Genomic DNA, 19,102 nt, shown 5'->3' with positions numbered 1-19,102 from the left:
GAGGTACAAATAAAATGAGTGAAAAAAAAGTTATATTTAGTGGCGCACAGCCATCAGGCAAAATGACTTTAGGAAATTATTTAGGAGCTATAAAAAACTGGACTGAACTTCAAGATAATTATGATTGCTATTATAGTATAGTTGATTTACATGCAATAACAGTACCTCAGGACCCTAAAGTTTTAAGAGCTAATGCTATAGAATTGCTTGCTCAATATATAGCTTGTGGATTAGACCCAGAAAAAAATACTATATTTATACAGTCACATGTCAAAGAGCATGTTGAACTTATGTGGGTATTAAATACTATGACTTATATGGGTGAATTAAGTAGAATGACTCAGTTTAAGGATAAATCACAAAAGAGTGAAGCAAATCTAAATGCAGGCTTATTCACATATCCAGTTCTTATGGCTGCTGATATATTGTTGTATCAAACTGATTTAGTTCCAGTTGGGGATGACCAAAAACAACATTTAGAATTAGCTCGTGATTTAGCAAATAGATTTAATAATAGATTTTCACCTACTTTTGTAGTTCCAGAAGGATACTACCCAAAAGGTGGAGCAAGAGTGATGAGTTTACAAGAGCCAACTAAGAAAATGAGTAAGTCTGATTCAAATGAAAATGCATTTATATTATTGGCAGATGATTCAGATTCTATAAAGAGAAAGATAAAAAGAAGTGTTACTGATTCTTTAGGTGTTGTAAAATACTCTGATGAACAACCTGGTATTAAAAATCTAATTGATATATATTCTAATTTAAGTAAAAAAAGCGTAGAAGAGATTGTAAACATGTATGAAGGAAAGGGTTATGGCGTATTTAAAGAAGATGTAGCTGAAGTAGTATCAGAAGCTTTAAGACCTATAAGAGAAAGATACGTTGACCTTCTTAATAATAAAGATTATTTAGAAAAAATATATAGTATGGGAGCAGAAAAAGCTGAAAAACAAGCTAGAAAAACTCTTAGAAAAGTCTATAAAAAAGTTGGATTTATAGAGAGAAGATATTAATTGTATTATTTATCTTTATGTTGTAAATAAATTTTAATAAAAAGTATATGTTAGGAAAGAGAGAGAATGTTATTAATACAATATTCTCTCTCTTTTTGTGATAAAAAAAGATGAGCTTTTGCTCATCTCAAAGGGGTTAGATTATTCTTACTTTGGGGAAAGTAGAATAAAGGTAAAAGTTAACTGATGTTAACTTTGTCTTTTTTGCATATCACTACTGAGCATAAAAAAATCAGAAAACCATAGCCTTCTGAACTAACTTCGAACATGTATACATCACATTTTATGCCCAATATGTAATTTATGAATTAATTTTAACTCTTATAATGAAAATTGTCAATAATATATCAAAAAAATATTTTTTAAATTTATATAATTAAATGAATTTATTTTTATGTATCTAATTTACAGTAAAAATATATTTAATTTAGTAGAAAAAAGAGTGTTTCATGAACTAAAAAGTTCATTTTGAGACACTCTCTTTTTTTGAATCAAATCTTATTTTTTATTGTATGTTTAATTTACTTTTCCACATACTATTTTTATGATATAAATATTAAAATTAGAGGTGTTAAAAATGGATACTAAAAAATATAAAGATAAATTATTAAAAGAAAGAGAAAATTTAACTAATTTAGTAGAGGATATGAAAGATAATACTTTATTTGGAGATACAACTAAACATACAAGCGAAAAATATTCATCAGGAGAATTATCTAGTTATGATAATCATATAGGAGATATGGGAACGGATTTATATATGCAAAATATGCAAAACAGTTTAATAAATCATGAAGAAGGAAGGCTATATCAAATCGATTTAGCATTATCTAAAATAGAAAATGGAACGTATGGAATTTGTGATTTATGTCATAATCAAATCGATTTAGAAAGATTAGATATATTACCTGATACAAGTCTGTGCAACAATTGTGCAAAAAAAGAAAATACTTTATTAGGTGATGCAATGCAAAATCCTGATGTAGAAGATTCTAACTTTTATTCAGAAGACCTAACAAATTTAACTGATTTAAATAAGAATGGAACATTGAGAGATTAAAAAACTGACATCATATATTGCTAGAATGAATTAGAAAAGAGGTAATCACATGAAGAAAGCAATATTGGCTATATGTATATGTTTATTATCTATGGTAGGTGTATATACATATAATCATAATACACATAATCAAAATAGTTTAAAAGAAACCTATAGTTTAAATGACAATATAAAAGACGATTATGAAGATGTAATAATCAAGAAAGGAAATGAGGATGAAAAAATTCTAGCGTTGACTTTCGATGATGGTCCAGATGAGGATTTTACACCACAAGTACTGGATATATTAAAGAAAAATGATGTAAAAGCAACTTTTTTTGTAATTGGAGAAAAAGTAAAGTGCAACAAAGATTTATTAAAAAGACAGCACGACGAGGGACATGAAATAGGAAATCATACATTTACACATATAAATGTTGCAAAAAATAGTTATGGTAATGTAGAAAAAGAAATAACAGATACACAAAATGTTGTAAAAAATGTAATAGGAGTAGAACCAAAAATATTTAGACCTCCATATAGAGCCATGAGTAAAAATGTGTGTGATATTATAGTTTCTAAAGATATGAATATAATTCTTTGGTCAAACTTGGACCCTAGAGATTGGTCAAATCCCGGAGTAGATACAATTATAAATACTATCCTTACGAAAGTCCAAAATGGTAATATAATACTTTTGCATGATTATAATACTAAAAGAAACGATAAGTCACAAACTATACAAGCTTTAGAAGTAGTAATTCCTAAATTAAAAGAGAGAGGATATAAATTCGTAACAGTATCTGAACTTATACAACACTTAGATAAAAATAAGCAAGTACAAAAATAAAAATATTAGTTTGAAGGTTAATGGTACTTGTAAATATAAATATCATTAATCTTTAAGCTATAAAATACATAAAAAGTATTGAGTAGTATAGCACTCTTAAATTTTTTATACATAATAATAAGATTTTAAATGTGTAATAATTTATAATATAAAAAATAGTATTATTTTAAATTTTATGCTAGTTTTATTAAAAAATACAATTTTAATAAAGTTGCTCTTTAGAGTATTTTTTTTGTATAATAGTAATAGTGTATTTCAGATAAAGTTGATTTTTAAATAATTTATAGGGGGAAAAATCATTGTTCTATGTATTAATAATAATTCTACTTATAGGATTAGACCAACTGTCTAAAATATGGGTATTGAATAATTTGGTAGGTGTATCAACCATACCAATAATAAATAATGTATTTCATTTGACATATGTCGAAAATAGAGGTGCAGCATTTGGATTATTACAAAACAATCAATGGATATTTATAATAGTTGCATTACTTGCAACCGTATTTGGATTATATTATCTTAATACAAGAAAGGTACATATACTTGGCAAGTTAGGGGTTGTATTAGTCATATCTGGTGCTTTAGGAAATTTGATTGATAGAGTGAGGTTGGGCTTTGTAGTAGACTATTTTGACTTTAGGATTATATGGGAATATGTATTCAATGTAGCTGATGTATTTGTAGTTATAGGAACTGTATTTTTATGTATATATGTTTTATTTTTTGAAAGTAAAAGTAGGTGATTTAATGGATGAAGTAAAAGAGTTTTTAGTACTTGAAGAGGAAGAAGAAGTTAGACTTGATATTTACCTAGCAGAACAATTAGGTGATATGTCACGAAGTTATATACAAAAAATTATAAAAGATGGCAAAGTAAAGGTTAATAATAAAGTAGAAAAGGCTAAATATCTAGTTAAAGAGGAGGATAAGATTGTTATAGAGATACCAAAACCTAAAGTATTAGAAGTTGTATCTCAAGATATTCCAATAGACATTGTATATGAAGATGATGATGTATTAATAATAAATAAACCTCAGGATATGGTTGTTCATCCTGCTCCTGGGAATTATGAAAATACGTTGGTAAATGGAATTTTGTATCATTGCAAAGATAAATTATCATCAATAAATGGCGTTATTAGACCTGGTATAGTTCATAGAATAGATAAAGATACTTCTGGTCTTCTTATGATAGCCAAGAATAATTATGCACATAATTTTCTAGCGGAACAATTGAAGAAACATACTATAACTAGGGAGTATGAATTTATATGCTATGGTGTGGTTAAAGAAGATAAAATAACTGTTGACAAACCTATAGGAAGAAATCCTAAGGATAGGTTAAAAATGGCTGTAGTAAAAGGTGGAAAAAATGCAATCACTCATTTTGAAGTGGTAGAAAGATTTGATAAATTTACTCATATGAGAGCTAGGCTTGAAACTGGTAGAACTCATCAAATAAGAGTTCATGCTTTGTCTATAAATCACCCACTTTTAGGTGATAGTGTATATGGTCCAAAAGAAAATAAATTTAAACTAAAAGGGCAAACTTTACATGCTAAGAAGTTGGGGTTTATACATCCTACTACTAAGGAATATATCGAATTTAATTCAGAATTACCTGAGTATTTTAAGGAAGTTATTAGAAAAATAAAATAGGTATTTGTATAATACTTATAAATCATGTGTTTGTTTTTATATAAGTGATAAATTTAGTGAAATTTAAATAAAATATTTCACATTAAAGTATTTTATTTAAAAAAGCTTGAAAAATTTGAAATATAAATATATAATTTGAGTTAATGGATTAAAAAATTATCTTTAAACGATACGGAGATATCGTAAGACAATTGCTAAATTAGACTGTATATTTTTATATAAGAGCTTCTTGTCTTGTGATGAGGAGTTTTTTGCTGTTTAAATTGAAATTTTAAGTAAAGATAAAGTTATAAAAAATTAAAAGAAAGGGGTATATTTGTCAAAGAGATATATTATATCTTTGGCGATAATTAGGATATGGTAGAAAAAGCTCAATTAATGGATGAAAAGGCAATAGCAAGAGCAATTACTAGAATAAGTCATGAAATAATTGAAAGAAATAAAGGTGTAGAAAATCTAGTTTTAGTTGGAATAAAGACTAGAGGTGTACCAATTGCAAATAGAATTTCTAAAAAAATAGAACAAATAGAAGGAACAAAAGTAGATACAGGAGATATTGATATAACTTTGTATAGAGATGATTTGGAAAAAATTGATGTTGACCCTGTAGTTAAGGGAACATACTTAGACTTCAATGTAAATGATAAGACAGTAGTTCTAGTTGATGATGTTTTATATACAGGAAGAAGTGTAAGAGCGTCACTGGATGCTATTATCGATATAGGAAGACCTAAAGCAATACAATTAGCAGTGTTAGTAGATAGAGGTCATAGAGAGTTGCCTATAAGAGCAGATTATGTAGGAAAAAATGTACCTACTTCTAGACATGAAATTATAGCTGTTAGTTTATTAGAAATTGATGGAGAAGATTCGGTTATAATCAAAGAATAATTATTTTTAAATATTATATAAAAGCTTAGCATTGAATAGTCAGGGAGGAGGATAAAGCTTACATAGATTGCACAAAATAAATATTATAATTTTATGGATGTGTGTCTTAATGTAGTCTTTATTCTCCTTTGTTTGAGTTTTTTTGTCGTAAAATGTAAAATAATGATAAGTTATATAATAAGCATATAGAGGTTAAAAAATAGAATCTAGGGAATGATAATTAATTAAAAGATATTAATTAGACAGAGGATTTATTTATATATAATAATTTTGGAGGTTTTTATGAAAAAAACAATAATGTCTTTACAACATCTATTAGCCATGTTTGGAGCAACCGTATTAGTTCCTATTTTGACAGGATTTAATCCGTCAGTTGCAATTTTCTGTGCTGGTGTTGGTACATTGATATTTCATTTTTGTACAGAAGGAAAAGTACCTGCTTTTCTAGGTTCAAGTTTTGCATTTATACCAGTTATACTAGCAGCTAAAGATGTGTATGGAGGAGATTTAGCATATGCTCAAGGTGGTATAATAGTGGCAGGATTAATTTATATTATAATGTCGATTATAGTAAAAATAGTTGGAGTAAATAAAATTAAATTATATTTTCCAGCACAAGTTACAGGAGCTATGATAGTAGTTATAGGCTTAAATTTATTACCAACAGCTTTTAGTATGGCTTCAGCCAATTTTGTAATAGCATTCATAACTTTAGCAATAGCAATTTTAACTAATAAGTTTGGTAGAGGATTTACAAAACAATTAGGAATATTAATAGCTGTTTTTTCTGGGTATATAATCTGTTTGATATTAAGGTTAGTAGATGTGACTACAATTACAGAAGCAAGTTTATTTGCAATACCTAACTTTACAGTTCCTAAATTCAGTTTAGGAGCAATTGTTATTATATCTCCAGTTGTGTTAGCTGTATTTATGGAACATATAGGAGATATGACTACTAATGGTGCTGTAGTAGGTAAAAACTTTATAGAAAATCCAGGGTTAAATAGAACCCTACTTGGAGATGGATTTGCGACTATAGTTGCAGGTTGTTTAGGTGGACCAGCTAATACAACTTATGGAGAAAATACAGCAGTACTTGCTATAACAAAAAACTATGACCCTTCAATACTTAGACGTACGGCGGTATTTGCTATATTACTTGCGTGTGTAGGCAAGTTTGGAGGATTCCTTCAAAGTATACCAGGTTCAGTTATGGGTGGAATTAGTATAATGCTATTTTCAATGATAACTTATGTAGGATTAAAAACTATAAGAGATAGTTCTTGTGTAGAAAGTAAGATAAATATGTTAATAATAGCAGTTATATTACTAATAGGTCTTGGAACAACATATTTATCTAATAAAGGCATTTCTATTGGAATACCTATAACAAGTACAGTAAAGATAACAGGTCTTAGTTTAGCTGCAATTGTTGGAATTGTATTAAATAGAATTTTAAATAATCAAGATTTTAAAGTTGAAGAATAATAAATTGTATCTTGTATAATTTTAAATAATTAATTTTCTATGGACATTTGTAATTATTGTTGATATAATGATTAAAAATAAATGAAAGAAAGGGCAAGGTAACTGGGACAATGAGAATATAATCTATTTTTTATAATTTAAAGTATTGTAATTTTTGAAAAGCCTATTTTGGTGGCTTTATTTGCGATGCTTAAATTAAGGAGAGTAGATTATAGTCTATACGTTTATTTGTTATGCCTATTTATATAATCTCTCCTTATATTTAAGTGTGTTAAGGAGGGATTTTTTTATGTTGTTAGTAAAGGTAGAGAATTTAAAGAAATATTATGCTGACAAATTAATTTTGGATATAGATAAGCTTGAAGTATCAGAAAATGATAAAATAGGTCTAGTCGGTTCAAATGGTCAAGGAAAAACAACATTATTAAAGGCAATATTGGGTGAAATAGAAATTGACGAAGGATATGTTTACCTCACAGACAGCTATTCTTATATAAGTCAGAGTGAAAATAATATTGAAACATGTAGTAATAGTAAAGAGAAGAGTCTTTTAAATGCTCCAGATAGGTTTGAAGAGTACTTATCAGGAGGGGAAAAAGTTAAACTAAAAATAGCAGATGCACTGAGTGATAAGAAAAATATCATAATAGCTGATGAGCCAACTTCAAACTTAGATAAAAAAAGTATTGGGACTTTGGAAGATATGTTTAAAAGGCATGAGGGAGCATTATTATTAATATCTCATGATAGACGTTTTTTAGACGAGTTATGTACAACTATATTAGAAATAGAAGATGGAAAATTAAAAGCTTACAAAGGCAATTACACTGATTATTTAATGCAAAAAGATGAAGAAGTAAAAAGAGCTGATTTTGAGTATCAGGAATATATTAAAGAGAAAAAAAGACTTGAAAAAGCTCTTTTATATAAAAAAGCTTTAAGCGATGGTATAAGAAAAACACCAAAAAGAATGGGTAATTCAGAAGCTAGATTACACAAAATGGGTGGTCAAACTAATAAGAAAAAGTTAGACTCAAATGTGAAGGCCATAAAAAGTAGAATTGACAAACTTGAGGTAAAGAATAAACCTAAAACTTCTGCAGAAATGAAGATTAAGATTCAAGATGGAATGGAGATAATTAGTAAAAATCTAGTAGAGATAAAGGATATGACTCTAAAGGCAGGAAATAAACTTCTATTAGATAATGTTTCTTTTAAAATAAAAAGAGGTAAAAAGATAGCGTTATTAGGTGATAATGGGTGTGGAAAAAGTACTATGATAAAAGAAATATTGACTAATAAAAATGACAATATAAAAATAAATAACAAGGTGAAAGTAGGTTATTTTGACCAGCATCAAAGTTTATTAGATGAGGAAAATAGTGTTCTATACAATACTAAAGTCAGTAGTTCATTTGATGAATCTTTTATAAGGATAAACTTAAACCTCTTTGGATTTAAGGGAGATGATGTCTACAAAAAAGTAAAAGTACTTAGTGGTGGAGAAAAGGTAAAAATAGCATTATGTAAAATAATATTGGAAGATAATAATTTTTTAGTATTTGATGAACCGACAAATTACTTAGATATAAAATCTATGGAGGCACTAGAAAAAGCATTGATAAACACTGATAAAACTATGCTTATAGTATCTCATGATAGAGTGTTTATATCACATATTTGTAACTATATTATAGAGATAAGAGATACTAAAATAAGGGAATTTGATTGTAACTATGATGAATATATAATTAGCAGAAATAAAAAAACTCCTAGTAGAGAAGATAAAGTTAAAAAAGAAAATCTTCTAGTATTAGAAAATAGACTTACGACTATTATATCTATGTTATCTATAGAAAAGGATAGTCTAAAAAAAGAACTGTACGAATCAGAATACAATGAGTTACTAAAACAAATCATCAAATTAAAAAATAGCTTTTAATATTAACTTTTTAATTATATCTATATAAGAAGACTAAAAATGCTTATTGGGAATATAAGTATAGCTATTAAAACATAAAAATACTTTGTTAGAAAATTAAAAGTGAGTTAAATAGAAAGTGGCATTCATATTGGATTTTATAAGAATGCCACTATTTTCATTGACAATAATAATGTATTATTATCTAATGCTCATTTTGTACTTAGTACAGAGTTTATTCAGATTTAACCTTAAGTTTAGCTACTGTTTCTTCTTCAGGAGTAACATAAATAGTACTGTTAGTCTCATAAATAACCATACCTGGTTTAGAACCACTAGGTTTTTTTACATTTTTTCTCTTAGTATAGTCTACAGGCACTTGAGAAGAAAGCTTTGACTTACTAAAGAATGCCGCCAGTATAGCTCCTTCAAATATAGTATTATCAGGGACTTCCTTACCAGCGCACTTTATTATTACATGAGAACCAGGAATATTCTTTGTATGCATCCACAAGTCGTCATTATCAGCAAGTCTTAGTGTAAGATAGTCGTTTTGCCTATTGTTTTTACCAACTAATATTTTAAATCCATCAGAAGACACAAATTCATGTGGTTTTGTAGAAGGGATAGTATCCTTTTTACTGTTTTTCTTTTGAGTCTTGATATATCCAACCTTAGCAAGTTCTTCTTTTATATCTTGTAATTCAGCTAAATTTTCACAGTTTTCAATACTTAAAATTATATTTTCTAAGTAATCTATTTCTTCTTTATTCAATGAAATTTGATGAGATATTTCAACTTTAGCATGTTTCATTTTGTTATACTTTTTAAAATATTTTTGAGCATTTTCAGAGGGTGTCAAGTTTTTATTTAATTCTATTGTTACATTCTTACAATTTTCATCATAAAAATTAGCAACTTCAATACTTTCCATACCTTTTTCTACCATGTAGATATATGAAGTAATCAATTCTCCTTTTATCTTATAAATATCTGCATTTTCAGACTCTGACAATTCTTCTTCCTGTTTTTTTAGTTTATTATAAAGTCTATCAAGTTTAACAGATATACTCTTCTTTAAGTCAGATGAACGTTGATTGATTCTATCCTTAATATCTTTAGTTCTATAGAAATCTTCTAGTATACGGGACATACTTTCCTTATTTATATAGGATAAATCACTAAATAATGTAAGATTTACACAGCTGAAATCAACTACCTTATCTACTTTTTTATCTATGACAATGCAAGGTGAGTATTTATTAGCATTTATATCATTGAATAAATTACAAAATTCTTTGTATAAAGAATCAAATTGTTCATTAGATATATCCCTTATGATAGTGTTTTGATTTACATCTGCTCGGTAGCAAATTTCTTTGGATATAGTAGGGCTTATACCTAGAAACTTAGAATATATGGACTTAAAGATAGGTCCTTCAGATTCACTTAGGCTATTGATAAACAAATCCTTAGGTATATTATCAAGAGGATTAAGTTTATTTTGTTCTGGTGGTAATGAATAATCATGACCCGGTAAAACTTGACGAACTCTACTTATACTAAAAGGTACTCTTTTTATAGAATCTATAATTTTATTTTCTTCACCATGGGTTATTATTATGTTGCTATGTCTTCCCATAATTTCAATCATAATATTTTTAATTGTCTTTTCCTTTAATTCATCTAAAGATTCAACACTTATTTTTATTATTCTTTCAAAGCCTATTTGAGAAATTTCTACTATATTTCCACCCTGTATGTATTTTCTAAGTAACATACAAAACATAGGTGCTTTTAGTGGGTTTTCTTTTTGATAATTGCTTGTAAGATAAACTCTAGGATTTGAAGCACTTGCACTCAAAACCAATCTAAAATTTTCTTTATTATTTCTTATATTAAAAATTACCTCATCATCTTCAGGCTGATGTATTTTATCTATTTTTCCACCTGTAAGTTTTGATGATAATTCATCGACTATTGAATGTATAACTAATCCATCTAATGCCATATATAGCACCCCTTTCTTTGACCAAAATGAGCCAGTAAATTAATTATACACATAATATACGCCTTGTGACTAGGGGAAATTTAAACAATAAAGATTAATATTTAAATTGTATAACTATTTATACTTATAGGAACGAAACATTATTTTTAAAATTAATAATTTAAAGTGGCTTAAATGTAAAATAAATATAGTATAATTATTGTGTAAAGTATAAGTTATGAAAGTATATGAACTTTACAAAAATAAATCAATTTTAAAGTTTTATAGTATCTAATATGAAAGAAGGTTGAAAAAATGAAATTTATCGATTTAAGAAGTGATACTGTTACTATGCCTACTGATGAAATGAGAGAAGCTATGGCAAAGGCTCCTGTTGGAGATTCAATCTTTAGAGATGACCCTACTGTAAATAAACTTGAAGAATTAGCAGCAGCTAAAGTTGGAAAAGAAGATGCTATTTTCCTTCCAAGTGGAACTTTTGGGAATCAATTAGCCTTATTCACTCATTGTCTAAGAGGGCAAGAAATAATTATTGGTAAAGGATATCACATTGTAACTCATGAGGTTGGAGCACCTGCTGTGATAGCTGGAGTTCAGCTTAGAACTATAGATGAAGATGAAAATGGAGCTCTTAATCCTGAACTTGTTGAAAAGGCAATTAGAAGAGATGATATACATGAACCACAGACCGGGCTTATATGTGTAGAAAATGCATATTCAGGTGGAACTGTTGTGAGTCTTGATAATTTAAGAGAAATTAAAAAAATAGCTGAGAAACATAACTTACCAGTACATCTAGATGGAGCAAGAATATTTAACGCAGCATTAGCTTTGGGTGTAGAAGCTAAAGAAATAGCAAAGTGCTGTGATAGTGTTATGTTCTGTGTGTCAAAAGGTTTAGCTGCACCAATGGGTTCTATACTTGCTGGAAGTAAAGAATTTATAGCAAAAGCTAGAAGAAAGCAAAAAGTTATGGGTGGGGGAATGAGACAAGTAGGTATAGTTGCAGCTGCTGGTATAATTGCCATTGAAAAAATGACTTTAAGATTAAATGAAGACCATGAAAATGCAAAATACTTAGCTTGTGAATTAAATAAAATTGATGGCATTGAAGTAAACAATGTTAATCCAGACATAAGTATGGTGTTCTTTAAGATGGGTGAAGACGTTATAAAAGAAGAGGTTCTAATAAAAGAATTTTTTGAAAGAAACATAAAAATTAATAAGATGGAAAATGGTGAGTATAGATTTGTAACTCATGTAGATATTACTAAAGAAGATTTAGACTATGTTTTAAAAACACTTAAAGAATTAATCGGTGTATGTTAGTAGGTATCTACTAAAGAATTATAGCTAGTTATTAGATATTTAATTAAAAAATTCATAGATAGTTTAAATAAAACATACATAAAATTCATATAGAAATATTATTATATAAACATAGAAAGAACTAGCTTAAAAACATAATATAATTACCCTAATTGTAATGGCAACTCTCCCTCACATCCTCAAATTATAGTTGTCATTACAAAACTTTTCCCATAAATTATAAGTTTATGGGAATTTTTTTATGTTATAATAGTTTAAGTGTTAATTTACGAAGGAGCGATACTTATGAAATTTTGGAAACTACATGGAATAGGGAATGATTTTATAGCAATAGATGGAAGATTCGACCAAATAGAACCATCTGATTATACTGTTTTAGCAAAAAAAGTATGCCATAGAAGATTTTCTGTAGGAGCAGATGGATTGTTAGTTGTGAAAAATTCAAAAGTTGCAGATGTAGAAATGGTATATTATAATTCTGATGGTTCAAGAGCAGCTATGTGTGGAAATGGTCTTAGGTGTTTTTGTAAATTTGTTTATGATAATTGTATAGTCAGAAAAGAAAATTTTACAGTAGATACATTAGATGGCATAAAAGATATAAAAATAAATCTTATTAATGGAGAAATAAACTCTATAAGAGTCAACATGGGAGAAGGAAGCTTTAGAGCTAAGGATGTTCCTGTACTTGCAGGGAAGGAACGTTTTGTGCAAGAAAGTATAAGAGTTTTAGATAGAGAATTTAAAGTTACTTCTATGTTGATGGGGGTTCCTCATACAGTAGTTATAGTAGATGAGCTAGATGTAGATGATGTTTGTAAATATGGAAAAGAGATTGAAAATAATAAAATTTTTCCTGAAAAAACGAATGTAAATTTTGTAAAGGTAGAAGATAAGTATAATATACATGTTTATACTTGGGAAAGAGGTTGTGGATATACTCTAGGTTGTGGTACTGGTATGACTGCATCAGCAATAGTGTGCAATCTACTTAATATGGTAGAAAGTAGTGTAAATGTAACTTCTCAAGGTGGAACAGTTAAAATAGATGTAGGAGATTTCTCTTATATGACAGGTTCAGCAGTAAAAATATGTGAAGGTGTTTTGGAGGTTTAATTAATGGCTATAAGTATGACTGGTTTTGGAAGAGGAGAATACAAGGATGATAATTATTACTTTTTAGTAGAGTGTAAAACGATAAATCATAAGTATTCAGATATAAACATACGTCTTCCAAGAAAAATTTCATTTTTAGAGGATAAGGTTCGAAATTTAGTAAAAAATTATGTAAAAAGAGGAAGAGTAGATTTATACATAAAATTTGACTTGTTAGGCAAAGAAGATGTAAACTTAAACTTTGATGAGGTATTAGCATCTCAATATATAGATATACTAAGAGAAATAAAAAATAAATTTGATATTATAGATGATATTAGTGTTATGAATGTTGCAAAGTTTCCTGATATTGTGAAAATAGAAGAAAAAGAAGAAGATGAAGATTTATTATGGTCAATGTTGAATCGAGCAGTTGAAGATGCATTAATCAAATTAAGAGAAATGAGAAGTGAAGAAGGTAAAAAATTAGCTGAAGATATTAGCATGAGATGTGATTTATTAAAAAATCATATAGAAGAAATTGAAAAATATTCAAGCAGTGTTGTAGAAGATTATAGAGAAAAATTAAATTTGAGAATAAGTGAATTATTGGACGACCCAAGTATAATAGACGAGAATAGATTAGCACAAGAAGTTGCAATATATGCAGATAAAAGCAGTATAACAGAAGAAATAGTTAGATTTAAAAGTCATATAGGACAACTTAAAAATACTATATTTAAAGAGGACTCTATAGGTAGAAAAATAGATTTCTTAATACAAGAGATGAATAGAGAAACTAACACTATAGGTTCGAAGTCATCTGATATAAATATAACTAATTTAGTAGTGGAAGTAAAAAGCGAATTAGAAAAAATAAGAGAACAAATACAAAATATAGAGTAAGAATACAATATTAGAAGGGGAATGCTTAAATGTTTGCGAAAAAAGGATTATTGCTAGTTGTATCAGGACCATCAGGTGCAGGAAAAGGTACTATTTGCAAAGAACTACTTAAAGAAAATGATACAATAAAACTTTCTGTATCAGCTACTACAAGAAAACCCAGAACTGGAGAAGTTGATGGAGTAAATTATTTCTTCATAAGCAAGGAAAAGTTTGAAGATATGATAAAAAAAGGTGAGTTTTTGGAGTATGCTCAAATTTATGATAATTTTTATGGAACTCCAAAAGCAGCAATAATGGAATGTTTAGAAAATGGACAGGATGTATTATTGGAGATTGAAATGCAAGGAGCAAAACAAATAAAAGAAGTTTGCCCAGAGGGAGTATTTATATTTGTACTACCACCATCACTTAAAGAACTAAAAAATAGAATTGTTGGAAGAGGTACAGAAACAGAAGCTGAAATAGAGAAGAGATTTAGCTGTGCATATGAAGAAATTAAAATGATTAAGGATTATGATTATTTTATACTTAATGAAGATGTAAAAACATCTGCTAAAGAAATAGAAGGTATAATATCATCTGAAAAGAATAAAGTTAGCAGATATAAAAATATTATAATAGAGAAATTCAAGGAGGAATTATAATTATGTTAAAACCATCTATCAATGAGGTACTAGAAAAAATAGACAACAGATACTATTTAGTAGGGACTGTTTCAAAGAGAGCAAGAAAATTAATTGATGGAGAAGAGCCATATGTTTCAAATAAAGCTAAGGAGAAGCCTGTATGTGTAGCAACTAAAGAAGTTGCAAGTGGAAAAATAACATATAGATTACTAACAGAAGAAGAAATAGAGATAGAAGAAGCTAGACATCATGCTGAGCAACACCAACAAATTTCAGAAGAGGAGTAAAGTCATGCTAAAAGATAAAACTGTTGTAATTGGCATAAGCGGAGGAATAGCTGCATATAAGGCTTGTAATGTTGTAAGTAAGTTAAAAAAACTAAATGCAAATATCCATGTTATAATGACAAAATCAGCAACAGAATTTGTTAAACCACTTACATTTCAATCACTAAGTCAAAATTATGTAGTAGAAGATATGTTTGAAGAACCAAAAACTTGGGAAGTTGAGCATATATCATTGGCAAAAAAAGCAGATTTATTCTTAATAGTACCAGCAAGTGCAAATGTTATAGGAAAGATTGCAAATGGGATAGCCGACGATATGTTAACAACTACTGTTATGGCAACCAAAGCACAGGTTCTGATAGCACCAGCTATGAATACTAATATGTATGAAAATCCAATTGTTCAAAAAAATATACAAACTTTAAAGAATTTTGGATATAAATTTATTGAACCAGAGAGTGGAAGACTTGCATGTGGAGATATTGGAGCAGGTAAATTAGCTAATCCAGATGCAATAGTGGATGAAGTTTTGGTAAACCTTACTAAAGAGCAAGATTTAAAGGGTCAGAGCATAATAGTTACAGCTGGTCCAACTGTAGAAAGTATAGACCCAGTAAGATATCTAACTAATAGGTCTTCTGGGAAGATGGGATATTCTATAGCGAGAGAAGCTATATCTAGAGGTGCTGATGTAACATTAATATCAGGCCCTACAAATCTTTCTATTCCACAAAATCTTAAAAAGTTTGTTCAAATAGAGTCAGCACAAGACTTGTACGAAGCAGTAGTATCAAATTTAAGTGAAAATAAAATCGTAATTCAAAGTGCAGCAGTTGCAGATTATAAACCAAAAACTTATTCTGACAAAAAAATTAAAAAGAAGAATGATGATTTATCAATAGAACTAAGTAGGAATTATGATATTGCTTATGAAATAGGAAAAATAAAAGAAGATAAGATATTAGTAGGCTTTGCAGCTGAAACTAATGACCTTATAGAACACGCCAAAGGAAAAATAAAAAAGAAAAATCTAGATTTTATTGTGGCAAATGATTTAACCAAAGAGGGTGCTGGTTTTAGAGCTGATACTAATATTGTAAAAATAATAGATGTAGAAGGAAATATTACTGAGTATCCTAAAATGAAAAAAGAAGAAGTAGCCAATGTTATTTTAGATGAAGTTAAAGCATTGCTTGAGAAATAAGACCTTTTTAAATATGATATTTGTGTATTTTATCACAGCTAAAGTGGCTGAAAGTTGCAATTTAATTTTAGCGAGTAAAAACTCGCAAATGTCAGTTAAATTGTAGTTTTCAGCATTTCTTTTGTCATAAAGTATAAAATATGATTAATAGTTAATTATTAATATAGAGTTAATATTATTAACTTGAAATTTTTTATAAATACTGAGATTTTGATATTTTGTAAAATATATTAAAATATGAACAGTAGATTAAATTTAAGTAGAGGTTTTACAATGAAAAAATATGCAAAGGTAATAGTTAGAAGTAATACTATATACACAGATAATTTATTTACATATCAAATTCCTATATTTTTATATGATGTTATAAAAATTGGTCATAGAATATTAGTACCATTTGGAAAAGGTAATAAACCAACAGAAGCCTTTGTATTTCAATTTACAGATAGCTTAGATGAAAAAATAAAAATAAAAGAAATTATTGATATATTGGATGAAAATCCAATATTTAGAAAAGAAGACTTAGAATTGGTTTATTGGATGAAAAATAGATATTTGTGTACTTATATAGAATGTATAAATTTGATATATCCAAAAGGATACAAACTAAATAATTATAAAGTAGTCTTATTAGGTGAAAATTTAAGTGGATTAAACGATATTGAATTGAAGGAAAAAATATCAACTTTAAGTGATAAAAATAAAGAAATAGTAGAAAAAGTAATTGATAGTAAAGGTAAAATTAAGGTTGATAAGCTAAAATATATACCGAATCTAAATAGTTCTTTGTACACAATGAATAAAAATGGAATTATAAAATTATGTTGGGAATACAAAAATCACAAAAACGAGAAGAAAGTATGTTATATATCTTTGAGTTTGGAAAGTGATAAAATTGACGATTATATAGAGCGAAATAAAATAAATGTAGGAAGTAAACAAAAAGAGATATTAAGTTTTCTTAAAAATAATAAAAATGTAGAGATAAATGATTTATTGAATTTATTAAATGCTTCAAAACAAAGTATAAACTCTTTAAGTAAGAAAAAGTTAATAACCCTAGAATTTAAGGATTATTATAGAGAACCAAAAAGTATTTACAAATCCATATTAAAAAATATAAAATTAAACAATGAGCAACAAGAAGCAGTTGATGAGATAAAGTCGAATATGCTTGTGGATGATAAAAAACCATACTTAATTCATGGAGTAACTGGAAGTGGAAAAACTGAAGTTTATATAGAAATAATAGAATTTGCTCTAAGTCAAGGTTTAGACAGTATATTCTTAGTACCTGAGATAGCATTAACTCCTCAAACAATAGATAGGCTAAAGAGTAGGTTTGGAGATTTAGTTGGAGTATTTCACAGTAAACTATCTGAAGGAGAAAAACATGATGTTTATAAGGCTGTCAAAGCAGGTAAAGTAAGAGTTTTAATTGGAGCTAGGTCGGCTTTATTTGCACCTTTTAATTCTTTAGGCTTGATAATAATTGATGAATGTCATGAGTCATCATATAAGTCTGAGAAGAATCCAAAGTTTAATGCTATAGAAGTGGCTAGATTTATGGCGTTAAAAAATAATCTAACTCTTATTTTAGGTTCAGCTACACCTTCAATTGAAGAGTATTATAGGGCAAAATCTGGAGAATACAAACTTATAAATATAAAGAGTAGAGCAAATGATAAACCTCTTCCAAATATTGAAGTGGTAGACATGAAAGATGAGCTAGATAAAGGAAATAGAAGCATATTTAGTTTGAAATTACAAAAAGAAATAAGTTGTGCGATTGAAGAAAATAGTCAAGTGATACTGTTTTTAAATAGAAGAGGTTATGCAAATTTTGTATCTTGTAGAAAATGTGGATATGTGTTCCAATGTGAAAATTGTGATATATCTTTAACTTATCATAAGAAAAGGAATATTGGAAGATGCCACTATTGTGGATATGAGAAAGAAATCCCAAAAGAGTGTCCTGAATGTAAAAGTAACTATGTTAAGCCATTTGGAGTTGGAACTCAAAAAATTGAGGAGGAATTAAAATATATTTTTCCAGATATAAAAACTTTGAGAATGGATAAGGATACAACTTCAAAAAAAGGTACTTTAGATGAGATACTAAATAAATTTAAAGATAAAGAAGCGGATGTACTGATTGGAACGCAGATGTTAAGTAAAGGGCTGGATTTTGAAAATGTAACTTTGGTAGGTATTTTATCTGCTGATATGATACTAAATTTTCCAGATTTTAAAAGCTTTGAAACTACATTTCAATTGATAACTCAAGTTTCTGGAAGAGCAGGGAGAGCTGATAAAGAAGGAAAAGTAGTGCTTCAAACTTATGATACTGAACACTATGCTATTAAACATGCTATTGAGTATGATTATGAGGGTTTTTATGAAGATGAGATAAAAATAAGAAAAGCATTTGGATATTCTCCCTTTAATAACATGTTGAGTGTAGTTGTTAGTGGGGAAAATGAGCAATTAGTAGTAAAAAATATAAAAAATATGCATGCATCATTGATTTATTTATTAGAAAAAAGGGGTATAAATGATTTAGGATTTATATTAGGTCCAAATCCATGTTCAATATCAAAAATAAATCAAAATTATAGGTGGCAGATACTCTTTAAAGATGAAAATATTGAAATTAATCTGTTAAAGGGTATAATAAAATATATATGTATAACAAAACGAGATTTGATATTTGATAAGAATATCAATGTATCTATAGATATTAATCCAAACAGTGTATTATAAATTTAGGA

16 protein-coding genes are annotated in these 19,102 nt (G+C 27.9%); 15 read left to right on the top strand and 1 reads right to left on the bottom strand.

Annotated features, from left to right (window positions below; all coding sequences use genetic code 11):
* Positions 1-14: 14 nt before the first annotated feature.
* The 8 genes from trpS (at position 15) to cplR (ending at position 8,891) form a co-directional block, all read left to right on the top strand.
* Complete coding sequence (gene trpS / locus IR152_RS08945; protein WP_227451472.1) at positions 15-1,016, top strand: tryptophan--tRNA ligase; 1,002 nt, start codon at positions 15-17, stop codon at positions 1,014-1,016.
* 577 nt (positions 1,017-1,593) lie between these two features.
* Positions 1,594-2,076: a TraR/DksA C4-type zinc finger protein gene (locus IR152_RS08940; protein WP_227451470.1), complete on the top strand. Its 483-nt coding sequence runs from the start codon at positions 1,594-1,596 to the stop codon at positions 2,074-2,076.
* A gap of 49 nt (positions 2,077-2,125) precedes the next feature.
* Positions 2,126-2,905, top strand: a complete 780-nt coding sequence (locus IR152_RS08935; RefSeq protein WP_227451468.1) for a polysaccharide deacetylase family protein — start codon at positions 2,126-2,128, stop codon at positions 2,903-2,905.
* Between the two features lie 299 nt (positions 2,906-3,204).
* A complete protein-coding gene (gene lspA / locus IR152_RS08930) occupies positions 3,205-3,651 on the top strand; it encodes a signal peptidase II (protein ID WP_227451466.1) in 447 nt (148 codons plus the stop codon).
* On the top strand, positions 3,620-4,567 hold the full coding sequence (locus IR152_RS08925) for an RluA family pseudouridine synthase (RefSeq protein ID WP_227451464.1): 948 nt from the start codon (positions 3,620-3,622) through the stop codon (positions 4,565-4,567). Before lspA ends, IR152_RS08925 begins: the two co-directional genes overlap by 32 nt.
* A gap of 357 nt (positions 4,568-4,924) precedes the next feature.
* A complete protein-coding gene (pyrR, locus tag IR152_RS08920; protein WP_227451462.1) occupies positions 4,925-5,458 on the top strand; it encodes a bifunctional pyr operon transcriptional regulator/uracil phosphoribosyltransferase PyrR in 534 nt (177 codons plus the stop codon).
* A 282-nt stretch (positions 5,459-5,740) separates the two neighbouring features.
* On the top strand, positions 5,741-6,949 hold the full coding sequence (locus IR152_RS08915; protein ID WP_227451461.1) for a uracil-xanthine permease family protein: 1,209 nt from the start codon (positions 5,741-5,743) through the stop codon (positions 6,947-6,949).
* Positions 6,950-7,238: 289 nt separating this feature from the next.
* Entirely contained in the window at positions 7,239-8,891 is a 1,653-nt protein-coding gene (cplR, locus tag IR152_RS08910; RefSeq protein WP_227451459.1) for an ABC-F type ribosomal protection protein CplR, read from the top strand.
* 214 nt (positions 8,892-9,105) lie between these two features.
* Here cplR and IR152_RS08905 read toward each other — a convergent pair whose 3' ends face one another.
* Positions 9,106-10,881: an NFACT family protein gene (locus IR152_RS08905; protein WP_227451457.1), complete on the bottom strand. Its 1,776-nt coding sequence runs from the start codon at positions 10,879-10,881 to the stop codon at positions 9,106-9,108.
* 294 nt (positions 10,882-11,175) lie between these two features.
* On the opposite strand from IR152_RS08905, the gene ltaE reads away from it, so the two are divergent.
* From ltaE to priA, 7 genes are all read left to right on the top strand, one after another.
* Complete coding sequence (gene ltaE, locus IR152_RS08900) at positions 11,176-12,210, top strand: low-specificity L-threonine aldolase (RefSeq protein ID WP_227451455.1); 1,035 nt, start codon at positions 11,176-11,178, stop codon at positions 12,208-12,210.
* Positions 12,211-12,495: 285 nt separating this feature from the next.
* Positions 12,496-13,326 carry a diaminopimelate epimerase gene (dapF, locus tag IR152_RS08895; RefSeq protein WP_227451453.1) on the top strand — a complete coding sequence of 277 codons (831 nt, stop codon included), beginning with the start codon at positions 12,496-12,498 and terminating at the stop codon, positions 13,324-13,326.
* A 3-nt stretch (positions 13,327-13,329) separates the two neighbouring features.
* A complete protein-coding gene (locus IR152_RS08890; RefSeq protein WP_227451452.1) occupies positions 13,330-14,211 on the top strand; it encodes a YicC/YloC family endoribonuclease in 882 nt (293 codons plus the stop codon).
* A gap of 29 nt (positions 14,212-14,240) precedes the next feature.
* A complete protein-coding gene (gene gmk, locus IR152_RS08885) occupies positions 14,241-14,858 on the top strand; it encodes a guanylate kinase (protein WP_227451450.1) in 618 nt (205 codons plus the stop codon).
* Between the two features lie 2 nt (positions 14,859-14,860).
* Positions 14,861-15,127 carry a DNA-directed RNA polymerase subunit omega gene (rpoZ, locus tag IR152_RS08880; protein ID WP_003416246.1) on the top strand — a complete coding sequence of 89 codons (267 nt, stop codon included), beginning with the start codon at positions 14,861-14,863 and terminating at the stop codon, positions 15,125-15,127.
* A gap of 4 nt (positions 15,128-15,131) precedes the next feature.
* Complete coding sequence (gene coaBC / locus IR152_RS08875; RefSeq protein ID WP_227451448.1) at positions 15,132-16,331, top strand: bifunctional phosphopantothenoylcysteine decarboxylase/phosphopantothenate--cysteine ligase CoaBC; 1,200 nt, start codon at positions 15,132-15,134, stop codon at positions 16,329-16,331.
* Between the two features lie 237 nt (positions 16,332-16,568).
* Positions 16,569-19,094, top strand: a complete 2,526-nt coding sequence (gene priA, locus IR152_RS08870) for a primosomal protein N' (RefSeq protein ID WP_227451447.1) — start codon at positions 16,569-16,571, stop codon at positions 19,092-19,094.
* Positions 19,095-19,102: the final 8 nt, after the last annotated feature.

The organism is Clostridioides sp. ES-S-0108-01 (assembly GCF_020662285.1).
Classification (GTDB): domain Bacteria; phylum Bacillota; class Clostridia; order Peptostreptococcales; family Peptostreptococcaceae; genus Clostridioides.
This window is presented reverse-complemented; position numbering and strand designations above follow the sequence as displayed.